Source organism: Pseudomonas sp. BS3782 TE3695 (genome assembly GCF_050435305.1).
Taxonomy (GTDB): domain Bacteria; phylum Pseudomonadota; class Gammaproteobacteria; order Pseudomonadales; family Pseudomonadaceae; genus Aquipseudomonas.
Map to the genome: position 1 here is coordinate 5,091,669 of NZ_JBNDKB010000001.1, position 16,336 is coordinate 5,108,004.

The window sequence follows — 16,336 nt, forward strand, 5'->3', positions numbered from 1 at the left end:
GGCAGGCGATAGACAGGAGATCAAGCCTCAGCCCTGCTCAAGACTGTGGTCCAGGCGCGTCATGGCTTGATGCAACTTATCGACGGCTGCGTCAATAAGTGCGGCATCGCCCTTGCCACATGCACGCTCTAGTTGTTCGCAACACTCGACCAGGCTCAGCGCCCGGACCATCTGCGCCCCGCCCTTGATGCGATGTGCCAGGTCCAGCAAGCCGTAGTGATTACCGCTGGCATGTTCTTGCAGCAAGCGTTCGCGATCATCGCGGTTGGTCACGGCCAGGTCGTGCAACAGTTGGGTGATCAGTTCATAGTCGGCCCCTGTGTATCGCTGCAGCCCGCTTAAATCGATTTCGACCATGGAACGCCCTTCGGTCGCGTCTACCGGTTCGCTGGAAAATCTCGTGGCCAACCATGTACTCAGGTCGACCAATCGAATCGGTTTAAACAGGCAATCGTCCATACCTGCTTCAATACAACGGGTTTTCACCTCGGGCTGTGCATTAGCGGTGAAGCCCAGAATCACGGTCGGTTGCCCCACTTCAAACCGTTCCTCATCGCGGATCGCACCCGCCAGTTCATAACCGCTGACCACCGGCATATTGCAGTCAGTGATGACCAGATCGAAGGTGTGTTCACGCCATTGCTTGAAACCTTGCTGACCATCCTCCGCGACCCGAACGTGGTGCCCCAAATAACTCAGTTGTCGCGAAAGCAACAACCGGTTGGCCGGGTAATCATCGACCACCAGAATCGTCAAAGGGCGGGTCTTTATCTGTGATTCACTCTCGGGCATTTCAATGACGGGCAACGTGTGCAATGCGACCAGTTCAAGGCTGATGTCCACCCGGGTGCCACGCCCGAGAAGGCTGTCGAGTTGCAAGCGACCACCCATCATTTCACACAACGTGCGACTGATCGCCAGCCCCAGACCGGTACCCTCTCGGCCTGATTGCTGACTGTTCCCGGCCTGCACAAAAGGGCTGAACAGTCGTTGTTGGTCAAAGCCGCTGATACCGATGCCGCTGTCCTCGATGCGCACACTGGCCATGAGACGGTCAGGCGGCGCGGGCACAATCCGCACGCTCAGACTGACCTCGCCTTTGTGGGTGAACTTGATTGCATTGCTCAGTAGATTGGACAGCACCTGTTTGAAACGCGTGGGGTCGATCAGCACATCACGGTCGCTGTGCTCGTCCAGTTCGACCCGCCACTGCAGATTCTTCTGCCGTGCCAGGCCTTCAAAGACCCGGCACACCGACACTACCAGAGCCTGCAAATTGGCCCGCTCCGGCGACAGCGACAGATGCCCGGACTCGATACGGGCGATGTCCAGAATGTCGCCGATCAATGCCAGCAACTGCTGCCCGGCATTTGACGCCACCTCGATGGCCGCGCGGTCGGTAATGCCCTCGTCTGCCCGTTTCAGCGCCAGTTCAAGCATGCCGAGCAATGCATTCATCGGCGTGCGAATCTCATGGCTCATGGTGGCCAGGAACGTGGTCTTGGCCCGGTTGGCATCGTCGGCGGCGTCCTTGGCGTCCTGCAGTTGTTTGAGCCACTGCTGACGCTGACGAATCTGCCGACGCTGCCAGACGATCCAGGCCAGGGCGAGCAGCAATAAGGCGCCGGCCACGACGAAGGCCTGGAGAATTTGTTGGCGATGACGCAGCCAGTAGCTTTCCTCCAGCATCAGGTCATTGCGCCAATACTGAGTCATCTCGTCGATCTCTTCGGGGGCGATACTGAGCAGCGCCTTGTCCAGTATCGAATGCAGCTCGGGGGCGTCCCGCCCGGTCGCCAGCGTGCTGCGAGCGGGATCGACGCCAACGGTGCTTGTCACTTGCAGACGATCGCGATACAGCCGGGAAATCATGTAACGGGCGCCGATCAACGAATTGATACCGCCGTCAGCCTTGCCCTGGGCGACCATTTCCATCGCATCTGCCGTCAACGGTGCATTGACCAGCCGGATTTGCGGAAAATGCTGACGGATGAATTCGCCAGCACTGTTGCCCTGGGTAACGGCCAGGTTTTTGCCTGCCATATCATCAAGCGTTACGGGGCTGCCCGGCTCTGCGCGAGTCACCAGTACATTCGGGCTGGTCAGAAACGGGCGAGTGAACTGCAACTCGGCTTCACGTTCGATGCTGGGGCTGATTCCTGCCACCAGATCGACCTGCCCGGTCTTGATCCACTCGAACATTTCAGCGATGGACTTTGTCGGTCGTATGTCGAACGTCAAGCCTGTGCGCAGGCTGATTTTCTCCAATACATCAGCGCCAATACCGCGAAACCTGCCTTCGCTGTCGAAGAAGGAAATCGGCATCAGATTTTCATTGATCGCGACCCTCAAATGCGGATGCTGCTGGAGCCAATGCTGCTCGGTCACGCTGAAATGCAACGGCTGAGTGCCCGAAATAGAGGCACCTCCAGCTCCCCAGCGGCGCAAGATATTCATTTGTTCATTGGTCGTGATCGCCGTCAGCGCCTGGTTGACGATACGCAACAACCGGCGATTATCGCGGGCCATGGCAAAGGCAAAACGGCCAGGCTCCATGGCAGAGAAATCAGCCAACTGGACGTTGTTCAGGTAGTTTTTGCTGATCAGGTATTGGGCGCTGATCGCATCGCCCAGATAGACATCCGCCTGACCGAACGCCACGGCCCCTACCGCCCCCAGCGTCGAAGGAAAGAGCTCGACCCGTGCCTGGGGATAAAACTGCTGCACGTATTGCTCGGGCAAGTAGTGGTACAGCATCGCCAGGCGCTTGCCGGCCAGTGCCGGGGTCAGCGTGTAAGGCGAATCGGTGCGGGTCACCAGTACCGGTTGATCGACGGCATAGGCGCTGGACTTCTGTAGCTGCGGATCCTGTGCCTCATAACTGTTAGCCGTTCCCAGCAGGTCGGCCGTCCCTTGTTTGAGCGCCTGGAGGGCCTCTTCTCGCGACCCGTAGCGTTGAACTTCGATCTCCACCTGCAAAAGCTGTTTGAGCAAACCGGCGTAGTCCGCCGTAACCCCCTCCAACGCATGGCCCGTGGTAGTGATGTCGAAGGGGGGATAGTCCGGGGCAGAGACGGCAAGCACCAACCGGCCCTTTTGCTGCAGCCAGCGTGAATCGGCCTCCGACAGCTTGGCCGTAGACCCTTGCGCGTAGGAACGACCCAGCAAGGTCAAGGTTTGCGGCTGGGCACTGACATACGACACCCATAGGCCAAACCCCAGCAACAGCAGGCTTTTCAGGCAGCGAAAGTGTCGAAGGGCGTTCATTCAGATCAGATGATTGCGTCGGGCAAGATCACGCAGATGCACCGACGATTTCACGTTGAGTTTTCCGATCAAACGGGTTTTGTAGGTACTGACGGTCTTGTGGCTCAAATGCATGATTTCAGCGATGACCTTGTTGCTCATGCCCCGCGCCAGATGCTGGAAAATCGTCAATTCGCGGTCCGACAGATTGTCGATCATCTGCTTTTCGCTGCGCTGCAACATACTCAAGGACACTGAACTCGAGGGCAGCTGTGTGAAATAGGTGTATCCCCCCATCACGGCGTGCACAGCTTTGTGCAGATGCTGCAAATCGTTGGTCTTGGCGACATAGGCCGCAGCACCGGCGCGCATGCATCGATCCTGATAAAACATGGGCTCCTGGGACGTGAAGACCACGATGCGACACCGCACCTCGCCAGCCTGAATCCGTGCCAGCACATCCAGCCCGTCGAGGGATGGAATGTTGAGATCCAGCACCACCAGTTCAGGCTTGTGTTCGCGAATCATCGGCAAGACCTCATTACCGCTGGAGGCTTCGTAGATGCGTTTGTATCCCTCAAGCCGGAGTACGATTTTGACTGCGCCGCGAATCACCGGATGATCGTCCACAATCAACGCTGACTTCATGGCAACTCCCTAGGCAAAAACACGAGCACTCACTTCCCATGGGCAAAGTCCGGATTAGACGCAGTAGCTGCGCATGGACTCTTGCATGGAATGCCGGTCTGAACTACCTGACAGAAATGATAGTTCAGACGAACGGTCCTGCGGATCAACGAACGCCATCAAACGTTGAATTGATGCGAGGTCAGGCAAGACGTGACTGACCTGAATCTTCTGTTGCCCCCTGGCCGGCAGCGATGGCAACCAGGCCTGTTGGCCGTCGTAGATCAGCACACGCTCCAATTGCCGGTTATCGAGGCAATAATCCACCAGGTCCAGAGTCCCACCCGCCAGCGCGGCATCGATGACCAACAGATCGAAGGGTTCGCGACCGTACTCCACCAGGGTCAGCAACTCTTCCAGGCTTTGCACCGGCGCTACCCGGTAATAACCGAGCTGGTTGAAACAACGCTCGATTCTCAGCCGGTTAAAGTGTTGTTCGTCAGCGATCAGGATGCGAAAGGACTTGTTCGACAATGGCGCCCCCCTGAAGGGTGTCAGATTAATGAGGGCGCAAGGCTACGGAAGACCTCTCGGGCTTTCTGTAGGACTTTTCTGAAATGCCGTCCCCCTTTTGGACGCGCTCCTATAGTAGGCGTTGCGGCAGACTGTGATCTTTTCAGGAGCGACTCAATATCAGCTCGCTGTGGCCAACAACATGTCCATCACCGACCGCCCATGCCCACGCGACTTGCCATGGTCATACAGCGAGCCGGCAATTTCATCGGCGCGGATCGGCAGGATCGACAGCAAGGTGTCGCTCAAGCCGTGGCTGGCCTGGCAGAAGCCCTGCATGTAGATGCCGGCCTTGCAACGCTCGTCGGTGATCAGTTTGTAGTGGCGATCGACCTCGAAATCGCCCAGGTACTGTTCCAGCGGAGCCAGCAATTTGCGATGCATCTGACGCTCGTAACCGGTGGCCAGCACCACAGCGTCGTAATGGCGAACCGTGACTTCGCCGGTGGCGTTGTTGCGCACCGCCAGCTCGATACCGCGCTCGGTGGCGGTGGCTTTTTCGACGGTGGTCAGGGTACGGAACGCATGGCGCGCGATGCCCGAGACTTTCTGCCGGTAGAAGATGCCATAGATGCGTTCGATCAGGTCGATGTCCACCACCGAATAATTGGTGTTGTGGTACTCGTTGACCAGACGCTCGCGTTCGCTGCTGGCCTGCTGGAACACCAGGTCGGTGAACTCCGGCGAGAACACTTCGTTGACGAAGGGGCTATCATCGGCCGGTTTCAGGGCCGAGCCGCGCAGGATCATGTCCACCTGCACCGACGGGAAGCTGTCGTTCAGGTCGATGAAGGCTTCCGCCCCACTCTGCCCGCCGCCGATGATCGCAATGCTCATCGGTTGGTTGTTCACGCACGGCTGCCTGGCCATGCGCTCCAGGTACTGGGAATGATGGAACACCCGGCCATCATCCTTGAGTGCCTTGAACGCTTCGGGAATGCGCGGTGTACCGCCGGCACTGACCACTACCGAACGGGTGGTGCGCACATGCTGCTGACCATGCGTATCACGCGAGATCACCCGCAGTGCTTCGACCTGCTGGTGGTGCAGCACTGGCTCGATGGCCAACACTTCCTCGCCATAGCGGCTCTGCCCGGTAAATTGCCCGGCGACCCAGCGCAGATAATCGTTGTACTCCATGCGGCACGGATAAAAGGTGCCGAGGTTGATGAAGTCCACCAGACGACCGTGATGCTTGAGGTAATTGACGAAAGAATACGGGCTGGTCGGGTTACGCAGCGTCACCAGGTCTTTGAGGAAGGAAATCTGCAGTTCGCTTTGGGTGACCAGGGTGTTGCCGTGCCAGCGGTAGTCCGCCTGCTTGTCGAGAAACAGCACATCCAGCTCGCCCTGGCTCGGCCCGCGCTCTTGCAAGGCGATGGCCAGAGCCAGGTTCGAAGGGCCGAAACCGACGCCGATCAGGTCGTGAACGATGGGCGATGCAATTGCCTGTGTCATTTCCAGTGTCCTCTGGATGAACCCCGGACCAGCGGGGATAAAGCCTGGGTGACCTGACCGGCCGTGTGCGGCAGCAGAGTCGTCTGTTGAATAGGAACGAGGACAATGAAAAAAAATTTAACGAGGCTTGATTAAACGGTGGCGATCAATGGGCGTCCCACTGGCGCATTCGCACCCGGCAATGCTTCATGGCATTGACGATGTGCTTTTCCACCAACGCCCGGGAAATCCCCAGGTGCTCGGCGATTTGCGGGTGCGACAAGCCGTCGATTTTGCGCAAAAGAAAACTCTCGCGACACAGCTTTGGCAACTCCGCCAATGCGCGCTGAAGCATGTCCAGACGCTGGCCATGATCGAGGCTGTTGTGGGGCGACGGCGTGAAATAGCGCTCTTCGCTGTCGAGCACGTCCAGGGATTCGACCTGGCGCAAGGCATTGCGTCGGTGGTCGTCGATCACCAGATTGAGCGCGGTGCGATAAAGAAACGCCCGGGGTTGTTCGATCGGCGTGTCACTGGAACGCTCCAGCACCCGCAGATAAGCGTCATGCACCACATCTTCAGCCACCTGACGGTTGCCTAGCTTGGCGTTCAGGAAATACACCAGCTCGCGATAGTAGTTTTCCAACATGACTCCCGGTTCTTGGGCCAATCTGTGCCATAAAGAGTGCGCCATAAAAGAGATGGCGGCACGATGATGGCAGCGCGCAAGAGGCGTAATTTATAGTAATTCTCATATAGATTTAAAGCACTGGATCCAATTACTTGAGAAATAACCTCATTTGTCCGATCTGTACGCGATATATCAAGGCTTAAATTCTGCTTCGGGGTTCTCGTTTACAGGACAGCTTCCCGTGTCTGTCGGTCCACCGACAGCGTTCAGCGACGCCGGTCACTGCCGCGCACGCCGAGCGACGGGCCGATTTCTACCGGCTGGAACCCCGCATGAAACGTCCCCGCCCTACCCGACGCGCCCTGTTTGTCGCTCTGTGTCTGATCCCCGCCGCAGCCCTGGCCGCCTGGCAAGTGATCCCGCCGGGGCGTGAAAAACTTGCCACCGCCACCGTGACCCGCGCCGATATCGAAAACAGCGTGACCGCCCTCGGCACCCTGCAACCGCGGCGTTATGTCGACGTCGGCGCCCAGGCGTCCGGGCAGATCCAGAAGATTCATGTCGAGGCCGGCGATCAAGTCAAGGAAGGCCAATTGCTGGTGGAGATCGATCCCTCGACCCAGAAAGCCAAACTCGACGCCGGGCGCTTTTCCATCGACAACCTCAAGGCCCAGTTGCAAGAGCAGCGCGCCCAGCACGACCTGGCGCAGCAAAAGTACCAGCGCCAGCAGACGCTCAAGGCTGGCGGCGCGACCCGCGAAGAAGATGTGCAGACCGCCCGCGCCGAGGTCCGTGCGAGACAAGCGCGCATCGACATGTTCCAGGCGCAGATTCGTCAAGCCCAGGCAAGCTTGCGCAGCGATGAAGCAGAACTCGGTTACACACGGATCTACGCGCCGATGTCCGGCACGGTGGTCGCCGTTGGCGCCCGGGAAGGCCAGACGCTCAATGCCCAACAACAGACGCCGCTGATATTGCGCATTGCAAGATTGTCACCGATGACCGTATGGGCCGAAGTGTCGGAGGCCGATATCGGCCAGGTCAAACCCGGCATGACCGCCTGGTTTACCACCCTCAGCGGTGGCAGCCGGCGCTGGAGCAGCACCGTGCGGCAGATTTTGCCGGTGCCGCCGCGCCCGCTCGAACAGACGCAGGGCAGCCCCACCAGCGGTCGCAGCGGCAGCGAACGGGTGGTGCTTTATACCGTGCTGCTGGATGTCGACAACGCCGACAACGCCTTGATGACCGACATGACCGCCCAGGTATTTTTCGTCACCCGGCAAGTGCAGAACGTGCTGACGGTGCCCACTGCGGCCCTGCACAACGGCACCGCGGCGGATCGCCAAGTGGCACAAGTGGTGGCGGCCAATGGCGAGGTTCAGCGCCGCGAGGTTCGCACCGGGATCAGCGATCGGTTACGCACGCAGATTCTCGAGGGGTTGGCGGAAGGCGATCACGTGCTGAGCGCCCCGCTCACCGGCAGCGGAGGCTGAATGCAAACGCCCCTGATTGACCTGCGACAGATCCGCAAAGCCTACGGCGGTGGCGACAGCCCCGTGGTGGAAGTGCTGCGCGGCATCGACCTGTCGATCCACGCTGGCGAATTTGTCGCCATCGTCGGCGCTTCCGGTTCCGGCAAATCGACCCTGATGAACATCCTCGGCTGCCTCGACCGCCCCACCAGCGGCGACTACCTGTTCGCCGGAGAAAACGTCGCCGGCCTGGGCAGTGACGAACTGGCGTGGCTACGGCGCGAGGCCTTCGGTTTCGTGTTTCAGGGTTACCACCTGATCCCGTCCGGATCGGCCCAGGAAAACGTCGAAATGCCCGCCATTTATGCCGGCACCCCGGCGGACGAACGCCATGCCCGCGCGGCGGCCCTGCTCGAGCGCCTCGGCCTGGGTTCGCGCACCGGCAACCGTCCGCATCAGCTTTCCGGTGGTCAGCAGCAACGGGTGTCGATCGCCCGCGCCTTGATGAACGGCGGCCACATTATTCTCGCCGACGAACCCACCGGCGCCCTCGACAGCCACAGCGGCGCCGAAGTCATGAGCCTGCTCGACGAACTGGCCAGTCAGGGGCATGTGGTGATTCTGATCACCCACGACCGCGAAGTGGCCAGGCGCGCCAACCGGGTCATCGAAATCCGCGACGGCCTGATCATCAGCGACACCGCCACACACTCCTCGGCCGCCCCGCGTACGTCCCGTCCCGGCGCACTGCAAGCCGTGGACCTGCGCCAGCGCCTGAGCGCCGGCAGCGAGCCTAATGGCGCCTGGAAAGGCGAACTGGTGGACGCGGTTCAGGCGGCGTGGCGCGTGATGTGGATCAACCGCTTCCGCACCGCGTTGACGCTGCTGGGGATTGTCATTGGCGTTGCGTCAGTGGTGGTGATGCTGGCGGTGGGCGAAGGCAGCAAGCGGCAGGTGATGGCGCAGATGGGCGCGTTCGGTTCCAACATCATTTACCTCAGCGGCGCCGCGCCCAATCCGCGTACACCGCCCGGGATCATTACCCTCGACGACGTCGCCGCGCTCGCCAACCTGTCCCAGGTGCAGCGGATCATGCCGGTCAACGGCTCGACGGTCGGCGTGCGTTTCGGCAACGCCGATCACACCGCTTATGTGGGCGGCAACGACACCAACTTCCCGAGCATTTTCAATTGGCCGGTGGTTCAGGGCAGCTATTTCACCCAGGCCGATGAAGACAGCGCCGCCGCCGTTGCGGTGATCGGCCACAAGGTCCGGGAGAAGCTGTTCAACGACCGGGTCGACCCGATTGGCCAGTACCTCCTGATCGAAAACGTGCCGTTTCAGGTGCTCGGCGTGCTGGCCGAAAAAGGCTCCAGTTCCGGCGACTCCGACAGTGACAACCGCATCGCCGTGCCCTACTCGGCCGCCAGCGTACGGCTGTTTGGCAGTCGCAATCCCGAGTATGTGGTGATCGCCGCCAAGGATGCGCGCAAGGTCAAGGAGGCCGAGCAGGCAATCGATCAAACGATGCTGCGCGAGCACAAGGGCAAGCGCGATTTCGAGCTGACCAACAACGCCGCCATGATCCAGGCCGAGGCCCGCACCCAGGGCACGCTGTCATTGATGCTCGGTTCGATTGCGGCAATTTCGTTATTGGTCGGCGGTATCGGCGTCATGAACATCATGCTGATGACCGTGCGTGAACGCACCCGGGAAATCGGTATTCGCATGGCCACCGGCGCCCGTCAGCGCGACATCCTGCGCCAGTTTCTCACCGAGGCGGTGATGCTTTCGGTGGTCGGCGGTGTCGCCGGGATCGGTCTGGCGTTGCTGGTCGGTGGCGTACTGCTGCTCGGCAATGTCGCGGTCGCGTTCCAGTTGATCGCCGTGCTCGGCGCCTTCGGCTGCGCGCTGGTCACCGGTGTCGTCTTCGGCTTCATGCCTGCCCGCAAGGCTGCCCGGCTCGATCCGGTCACGGCCCTTACCAGTGAATGATCGACCTATGAAAGTGCCCCTGACCCTACTGGCCGCCAGCCTGTTACTAGCCGCCTGCAGCACCCCTGCTTCGCACCCCGACAGCGGTCTGCTACCACCCGCCGCCTGGCAATCACCGAACACCGCCGCCGCTGCACACAGCAATCGGCAATGGTGGACGCAGTTCGGCAGCCCGCAACTCAATCGCCTGATCGAACAGGCAAGCGTAAGCAGCCACGACCTGGCCGCCGCGGTCGCCCGGGTGCAGCAGGCCCAGGCCAGCGCCACCATCGCCGGCGCCCCGCTGCTGCCCGAACTCAAGGCTGGCCTCAACGCCAATCGCCAACGCTTGCTGCATGGCAAGGGCTACAGCCAACTGGACGTCAGCCCCGATAATCGCTCGCTGAATTACTACGATGCGGAACTGAGCGCCAGTTACGAAATCGATTTCTGGGGCGGCAAACGGGCGGCCCGGGACAGTGCCCTGCTCGGCTTGCAGGCCAGCGAGTTCGATCGGGCCACCGTGGAACTGACCTTGCAAAGCGGCGTGGCCAACAGCTATACCCAGGCCTTGTCGTTGCGTGAACAGCAACGGATCGCCGAGCTGAACCTGGCCAACGCCCAAAACGTTTTGCGATGGGTGCAGACACGTTATGACGCCGGCAGCGCCACGGCGCTGGAACTGGCTCAGCAAAAAAGCCTGGTGGCCGAACAGCAACGCAAACTGCCGCTGGTGCAACAACAGGCCCGGGAAGCACGGATCACCCTCGCCGCCCTGCTCGGCCAACCGGTGCAAGCACTGACGCTGACAGAGCAGCCGTTCGATCAACTGCATTGGCCGCAGATTGCCAGCGGCGTGCCCAGTGAGTTGTTGAGTCGCCGCCCGGACATCGCCAGCGCCGAAGCCAAACTCGCCGCCGCCCAGGCCGATGTGACCGTCGCCCGCGCGGCGATGCTGCCCAAGCTGACGCTCACCGCCAGCCTGGGCTCCGGCGCCGACCTGGCTTCGGATCTATTGCGCACGACTTTCTACAACCTGTCCTCGGGGCTGGTGGCGCCGGTCTTCAACAATGGTCGCCTCAGCGCCGAGCGCGACAAGGCCACGGCGCGTCAACAGGAACTGCTGGAAACCTATCGCGGGGCAATCATCAATGGCTTTGCCGATGTGGAAAAAGCCCTCAACAGCATTCGCGGGCTGGATGAGCAACGCCAGTGGCAGGTAGAAGAACTGAGCCAGGCGCAGACCGCTTTCGACATCGCCCAGAGCCGTTACCAGGCCGGCGCCGAAGACCTGCTCACAGTGCTGCAAACCCAGCGCACGCTGTATGCCGCCCAAGATCTGAATGTGCAGCTGAGATTGTCGCGGTTGCAGGCCAGTATTGCGCTGTACAAGGCGTTGGGTGGGGGATGGCAAGCCCTGTAGAACAGCGTCGTTCTTGAGGCTGTCTTCGCGAGCAAGCCCGCTCCCACATTGGATCTGCGTCGTACACAAACCTCGTGCTCGATGGAGATCAAATGTGGGAGCGGGCTTGCTCGCGAAGAACGATAACGCGGTCTACCCGACTAAACCGGCCACCCCTTGACCTTCAAATGCCGCGCATACCACGGCCGTCGCGGCACTTTGCGCAACAGGTCACTCATGTTGTCTTCATCGCCAAAGGTGATGCGCAACGCCAGCTTCATGGTTTCCGGGTCCATTTCCACCGAACGCCCCACCTGCAGGCCCTGCGTCGTACTGCAACCGTGGGTGTCCGGCCCGAGCCACGGATCGCCCACTTCCACCCAACGCCCCGGCGCAAACCACGGCACGCCGTTGACCTCCAGGCGGCTCAGTTCGCCTGGGTGAAAACGTTCATGGGCGTGGAACCAGTCTTCGATGCGATCGTCGATCCAGCCGTGGAAACGCCAGAACACCGGGTTAACGTGGGATGAGAACGGATCGCCGAGAAAATCGTTTTCCGGGGCATACCAGCGCACCGCGAAGTCGGCCTGATCCCGAGCCATCGGCACGGGTATCTCGTTGGACGGATCCCGAGCCACCGAGGCCCAGCGCATGTGCAGCCAGTCGTGCAGGCCCAGCTCGACCTCCGAGCCGAACTGGCCGAGGGTCAGTTTCGACAGGTAACGCGGATCCCGGTACTGGGACTCCCAGACCTGAAAGTTGCTGTGATAGGTCTCTGCGGCTTTGATGTCACTGACCCATTTGGTGTATTCGTCATCACCTTCGGTCAACCAGGTCGGCGGTAAGGCATTGCCATCGTGATTGTCGAAATAGCGCGCGAAGCCCTGGCGATCACGCTCGAGTTCTGGCTGCGGCAAGGGGAACGCCGGCCATGAAGGCAAGTCCTGCATGGACCGGGCAATGCCGAGCATGTGCCGGTGCATGAAGAAGAAATCGATGCCCGAACCGTTGCGGTCCTTGCGCGGCCCGCGGGCATCACGCTCGTTGTCCCGTGGGCCGGGTTGCCAGCCGATACCGCGCAACGCCTCGCGCTTTTTCTCCGGGAGCTTGTGCCATTTGTCCCGGGAGGCGTGCCAGAGCTGGTGAAACAATCGATGCTCGGGGGACACCAGCCACGCCAGAAATGTCGGGTTGAGGGCGGTTCGCTCCCGCGCTTCGGGAAACCGCCGCTTGATGGCGATAAAGCGATTGTCGAGTTCGGGCAAACCCAACGGGCGATTCAGGCTCAGCACTTGGCCGCTGAACGTGCCGCTGCCGGCGTTGCCGAAAGCGGCCCAGACTTCGTCGAGTTTGGCCTTGAACTCATACACCGGCGCCACCAACGGGGCGTCGGTGCGCATCAGCCGCCAGTACAGTTCGGCGCCATTGGCTGGCGCCAGATCGCCGATGACTTGATAGCATGGCTGGCCCTCCCCGCGCAGGTGAGTGCCGGTATCCAGGCAACCGCGCAACCCGCGCCCGCGATGAGCGATGTCGAGAAACAACTCCAGCCCGTCCTGCGGCAAGCCATCAAGCCCTGCATCGCTGCCGACAAAACGAATGTCCCAGACTCCGCGCAAGCTGTCGGCCAGTTGCTGCCCGGCGGTGCTGGCCAGGTCGACCGTAGCCTCCCCCGGCGTGATCGGTTCCTGCTCCCGGGTCAACTCACGATGTGCATAAAAAGCGGCAGGCACCGCAGCGCTCGTGAGCGCCAGGCCCGCCATGAACCAGCGTCGAGAAATCGTCATTGCCCTACCTGTGTCAGCCATGAAGCAGGCTTTATCCAAGCTAGAACGTTTGTTGTGGGGGGAAATTTAAGCGCACCAGACACACCCTTGTGGAGAGCTTTCCTATGGAGAAAGGGCTTTCCTGTGGCGAGGGAGCTTGCTCCCGCTGGAGCGCGGAGCGGTCCTGATTTTTCTCAGGCAGATCGCGTCTGCTGGATTGACGACTGCTTCGCAGCCGAGCGGGAGCAAGCTCCCTCGCCACAGGAAATCACACAAGCCGCTAATTTTTCCTGCCGGTCACTCGTTCTTCCCAAATAGCAAAGGCCCCTGCGCCTGCACTCAACGGCGAACCTGACTGAGATGGCGATGACAAAAACACGTTCGAAAAAGGCCCTGTACCTCGGCCTGCCACTGGCCCTGGCCATCAGTGCCGGCGCAGGCTGGCTGGTCTGGGATTACGGGTTCAAGGACAACCCCGGCTACCCGATCAAGGTCATGAAACAGGCCACCGAACTGCAGGGGCGGATCCTTTCCTTCGACAGCCACATCACCGTTCCCCTGAATTTCGGCGCCCACGGCAACGAGGCCGACAAGGACGGTTCCGGCCAGTTCGATTTGATCAAGGCCAACCGTGGCCGACTGTCCGGCGCGGCCCTGACGGTTTTCGGCTGGCCGGAAATGTGGAACGGCCCGAACGCCCCGCACCGGCCCACTGACGGCTTCGTCGAAGAAGCACGCAACCAGCAGGAAGTGCGCTACAAAATCATCTCCGGACTGGTGCGCGACTTTCCCAATCAGGTCGGCATCGCCTACACCCCCGACGACTTCCGGCGCCTGCACGGCGAAGGCAAGTTTGCGATTTTCATCAGCATGCTCAACGCCTACCCGCTGGGCAATGACCTGAACAAACTGGACCTGTGGGCCGCTCGCGGCATGCGCATGTTCGGTTTCAGCTACATCGGCAACAACAGCTGGGCCGACTCGTCACGACCGCTGCCGTTTTTCAACGACTCCCCCGATGCCCTCGATGGGTTGTCGGACATCGGCAAACAAGCAGTGCGGCGACTCAACGATCTGGGCGTGATCATTGATGTGTCGCAGATGTCGAGCAAAGGCCTGGAGCAAGTGGCGCAACTGAGCCGCACGCCGATGGTGGCCTCGCACTCGGCGCCACGGGCCTCGGTAGACATCCCGCGCAACCTCAGCGACAAGGAGCTGCAGCTGATCAAGAACAGCGGTGGCGTGGTGCAGGTAGTCGGCTTCTCGCAATACCTCAAACCGCTGACCCAAGGCACACAGGACAAACTCAACGCCCTGCGCGCACGTTTCGATTTGCCGCCATTGCCCAACCTGGCGATGGCGCTGATGCCGGGCGACCCGATCATCACCGCCTGGTCCGAACAGAAGCTCGGTCAATACGCCAGCGGTCTGTACGCCATTCTCGAAGAAGAACCCAAGGCCACGCTCAAGGACCTCGGCGATGCCATCGATTACACCGTGCGCAAGGTCGGCATCGACCACGTCGGCATCGCTTCGGACTTCAACGATGGCGGCGGCATCAAGGGCTGGGAAAATGTCGGAGAAATCCGCAACGTCACCGCCGAATTGATCCAGCGCGGCTATTCCGAAACCGATATCGCCAAGCTCTGGGGCGGCAACTTCCTGCGGGTCTGGGAACAGGTGCAAAAAGCCGCGAAGCCCACGCTGATTTCTCGCCAGGAACCGCTCAAGCCATGAGTGACCGTCGGACCTTTCTGAAACGGGCCGGGGTCCTCGCCGCTGGCCTGCCGTTGGCTGCCAGCCTCGGCTCCCCGGTCGCCGCCGGGCAATCGCAAGCGCTGCCCCGGGACAAGTGGGCGCAGTTGCGTCAGTTGTTCGACCAGGACCCGAACTGCATTCACTTCGCCAATTTTCTGGTGACCTCCCACCCCAAACCCGTGCGCGAGGCCATCGCCCGTCACCGCGCCGCGCTGGACTTGAATCCCGGGCTGGCCATGGATTGGGACCTGGGCGTGACCCACCAGCGCGAAGAAAACGTGCGGTTCTGGGCCGGTCGGTATTTACAGGCCAAACCGACGCAGATCGCCCTCACCGGCAGCACCACCGAAGGCCTGGCGATGATCTATGGCGGCGTGCAGGTGCGCCCCGATCAGGAAATCCTCACCACGGTTCACGAGCACTATTCCACGAACAACATCCTGCATTTTCGCAACCAGCGCGATGGCACCCGGGTGCGCAAGATTCAATTGTTCGAGCAGCCACAGTCGATCTCGACCGACCAGGTGCTGGATACCATCAACCGCAACATCCGCCCCGAGACCCGCGTGCTGGGCATGACCTGGGTGCACTCGGGCAGTGGCGTGAAGCTGCCGATCAGCGACATCGCCGGCCTCGTCGATGAACACAATCGCCAGCGCGACGACCAGGACCGGATCGTTTACGTAGTCGACGGCGTGCACGGTTTCGGCGTCGAAGACCTGAGTTTTCCGGTGATGAACTGCGACTTCTTCATTGCCGGCACCCACAAATGGATGTTCGGCCCTCGAGGCACCGGCATCGTTTGCAGCCGCAGCGAAGAGCTGAAATACGTCAGCCCGAGCGTGCCGACCTTCTCCGAAGCCACGACCTTTTCCACCACCATGTCCCCCGGCGGCTATCACGCGTTCGAACATCGCTGGGCCGTGGATGAAGCGTTCAAATTGCACCTGGAACTGGGCAAAGCTGACGTGCAGGCGCGCATCCATCAGCTCAACAGCTACCTCAAACAGCGTTTGCTGGAGGAACCGGGTATCGAACTGGTCACCCCGGTCAATCCGAAGTTTTCCGCGGGGTTCAGCTTCTTCCGGGTCAAGGGTCAGGACGGCGATGCCGTGGCGGCTCACCTGATGCACAACCGGATTGTCAGCGATGCGGTCAGCCGCGACGTCGGCCCGGTGATCCGCACTGCACCCGGCCTGCTCAATACCGAAGCCGAGGTGGACCGCTTAATCGACGTGCTGGGCAAAAAGCGCTCCGCGTGAATTCTCGCTCCCAATGCAGTTCACTTAGAAGGTCTTGAGTCAGATAAACCTGTGGCGAGGGAGCTTGCTCCCGCTTGAGTGCGTAGCACTCACAAAAATCAGCAATGACTGGCAGATTTTTGGGGCCGCTGCGCAGCCCAGCGCGAGCAAGCTCGCTCGCCACAAAAGCCCTCTCGCCACAATGGTCG

The 16,336-nt window shown here is 60.8% G+C and carries 11 protein-coding genes; 5 read left to right on the forward strand and 6 right to left on the reverse strand.

The features are described 5' to 3' along the window. Nucleotides 1-27: 27 nt before the first annotated feature. The 5 genes from ABH909_RS22975 to ABH909_RS22995 form a co-directional block, all read right to left on the reverse strand. The gene (locus tag ABH909_RS22975) at nucleotides 28-3,267 is read right to left on the reverse strand and encodes a transporter substrate-binding domain-containing protein (RefSeq protein ID WP_429437462.1); all 3,240 of its coding nucleotides are present in this window, start codon (nucleotides 3,265-3,267) and stop codon (nucleotides 28-30) included. Continuing rightward, entirely contained in the window at nucleotides 3,268-3,894 is a 627-nt protein-coding gene (locus tag ABH909_RS22980; RefSeq protein WP_429437465.1) for a response regulator, read from the reverse strand. A 54-nt stretch (nucleotides 3,895-3,948) separates the two neighbouring features. Next, nucleotides 3,949-4,407 carry a response regulator gene (locus ABH909_RS22985; protein WP_429437468.1) on the reverse strand — a complete coding sequence of 153 codons (459 nt, stop codon included), beginning with the start codon at nucleotides 4,405-4,407 and terminating at the stop codon, nucleotides 3,949-3,951. Nucleotides 4,408-4,566: 159 nt separating this feature from the next. Further along, a complete protein-coding gene (locus ABH909_RS22990; RefSeq protein WP_429437471.1) occupies nucleotides 4,567-5,904 on the reverse strand; it encodes a lysine N(6)-hydroxylase/L-ornithine N(5)-oxygenase family protein in 1,338 nt (445 codons plus the stop codon). A 145-nt stretch (nucleotides 5,905-6,049) separates the two neighbouring features. Continuing rightward, nucleotides 6,050-6,532 carry a sigma-70 family RNA polymerase sigma factor gene (locus tag ABH909_RS22995; protein ID WP_192343244.1) on the reverse strand — a complete coding sequence of 161 codons (483 nt, stop codon included), beginning with the start codon at nucleotides 6,530-6,532 and terminating at the stop codon, nucleotides 6,050-6,052. Between the two features lie 314 nt (nucleotides 6,533-6,846). Here ABH909_RS22995 and ABH909_RS23000 point away from each other — a divergent pair, with 314 nt between their 5' ends. Genes ABH909_RS23000 through ABH909_RS23010 form a run of 3 tightly spaced genes read left to right on the forward strand, consistent with a single transcriptional unit; the run spans nucleotide 6,847 to nucleotide 11,383 of the window. Beyond that, nucleotides 6,847-8,007 (forward strand): efflux RND transporter periplasmic adaptor subunit, encoded by a 1,161-nt coding sequence (locus ABH909_RS23000; RefSeq protein ID WP_429437473.1) that lies wholly within the window; start codon nucleotides 6,847-6,849, stop codon nucleotides 8,005-8,007. After that, complete coding sequence (locus tag ABH909_RS23005; protein ID WP_429437476.1) at nucleotides 8,008-9,981, forward strand: MacB family efflux pump subunit; 1,974 nt, start codon at nucleotides 8,008-8,010, stop codon at nucleotides 9,979-9,981. Nucleotides 9,982-9,988: 7 nt separating this feature from the next. Then, nucleotides 9,989-11,383, forward strand: coding sequence for an efflux transporter outer membrane subunit (locus tag ABH909_RS23010; RefSeq protein ID WP_429437478.1), 1,395 nt, complete (start codon nucleotides 9,989-9,991; stop codon nucleotides 11,381-11,383). Nucleotides 11,384-11,523: 140 nt separating this feature from the next. Here the strand turns inward: ABH909_RS23010 and ABH909_RS23015 are convergent, their stop codons facing one another. Next, the gene (locus ABH909_RS23015) at nucleotides 11,524-13,149 is read right to left on the reverse strand and encodes a PvdJ/PvdD/PvdP-like protein (protein ID WP_429437481.1); all 1,626 of its coding nucleotides are present in this window, start codon (nucleotides 13,147-13,149) and stop codon (nucleotides 11,524-11,526) included. A gap of 345 nt (nucleotides 13,150-13,494) precedes the next feature. On the opposite strand from ABH909_RS23015, the gene pvdM reads away from it, so the two are divergent. After that, entirely contained in the window at nucleotides 13,495-14,865 is a 1,371-nt protein-coding gene (gene pvdM / locus ABH909_RS23020; protein ID WP_429437484.1) for a pyoverdine-tailoring dipeptidase-like protein PvdM, read from the forward strand. Further along, complete coding sequence (locus ABH909_RS23025) at nucleotides 14,862-16,148, forward strand: aminotransferase class V-fold PLP-dependent enzyme (RefSeq protein ID WP_429437487.1); 1,287 nt, start codon at nucleotides 14,862-14,864, stop codon at nucleotides 16,146-16,148. Before pvdM ends, ABH909_RS23025 begins: the two co-directional genes overlap by 4 nt. Nucleotides 16,149-16,336: the final 188 nt, after the last annotated feature.

Bases quoted from the DNA above. Each gene is read 5' to 3' on its own strand.
- ABH909_RS22975 (WP_429437462.1), bottom strand. From the start codon at position 3,267: ATGAACGCCCTTCGACACTTTCGCTGCCTGAAAAGCCTGCTGTTGCTG.
- ABH909_RS22980 (WP_429437465.1), bottom strand. From the start codon at position 3,894: ATGAAGTCAGCGTTGATTGTGGACGATCATCCGGTGATTCGCGGCGCA.
- ABH909_RS22990 (WP_429437471.1), bottom strand. From the start codon at position 5,904: ATGACACAGGCAATTGCATCGCCCATCGTTCACGACCTGATCGGCGTC.
- ABH909_RS22995 (WP_192343244.1), bottom strand. From the start codon at position 6,532: ATGTTGGAAAACTACTATCGCGAGCTGGTGTATTTCCTGAACGCCAAG.
- ABH909_RS23000 (WP_429437473.1), top strand. From the start codon at position 6,847: ATGAAACGTCCCCGCCCTACCCGACGCGCCCTGTTTGTCGCTCTGTGT.
- ABH909_RS23005 (WP_429437476.1), top strand. From the start codon at position 8,008: ATGCAAACGCCCCTGATTGACCTGCGACAGATCCGCAAAGCCTACGGC.
- ABH909_RS23010 (WP_429437478.1), top strand. From the start codon at position 9,989: ATGAAAGTGCCCCTGACCCTACTGGCCGCCAGCCTGTTACTAGCCGCC.
- ABH909_RS23015 (WP_429437481.1), bottom strand. From the start codon at position 13,149: ATGACGATTTCTCGACGCTGGTTCATGGCGGGCCTGGCGCTCACGAGC.
- pvdM (WP_429437484.1), top strand. From the start codon at position 13,495: ATGACAAAAACACGTTCGAAAAAGGCCCTGTACCTCGGCCTGCCACTG.
- ABH909_RS23025 (WP_429437487.1), top strand. From the start codon at position 14,862: ATGAGTGACCGTCGGACCTTTCTGAAACGGGCCGGGGTCCTCGCCGCT.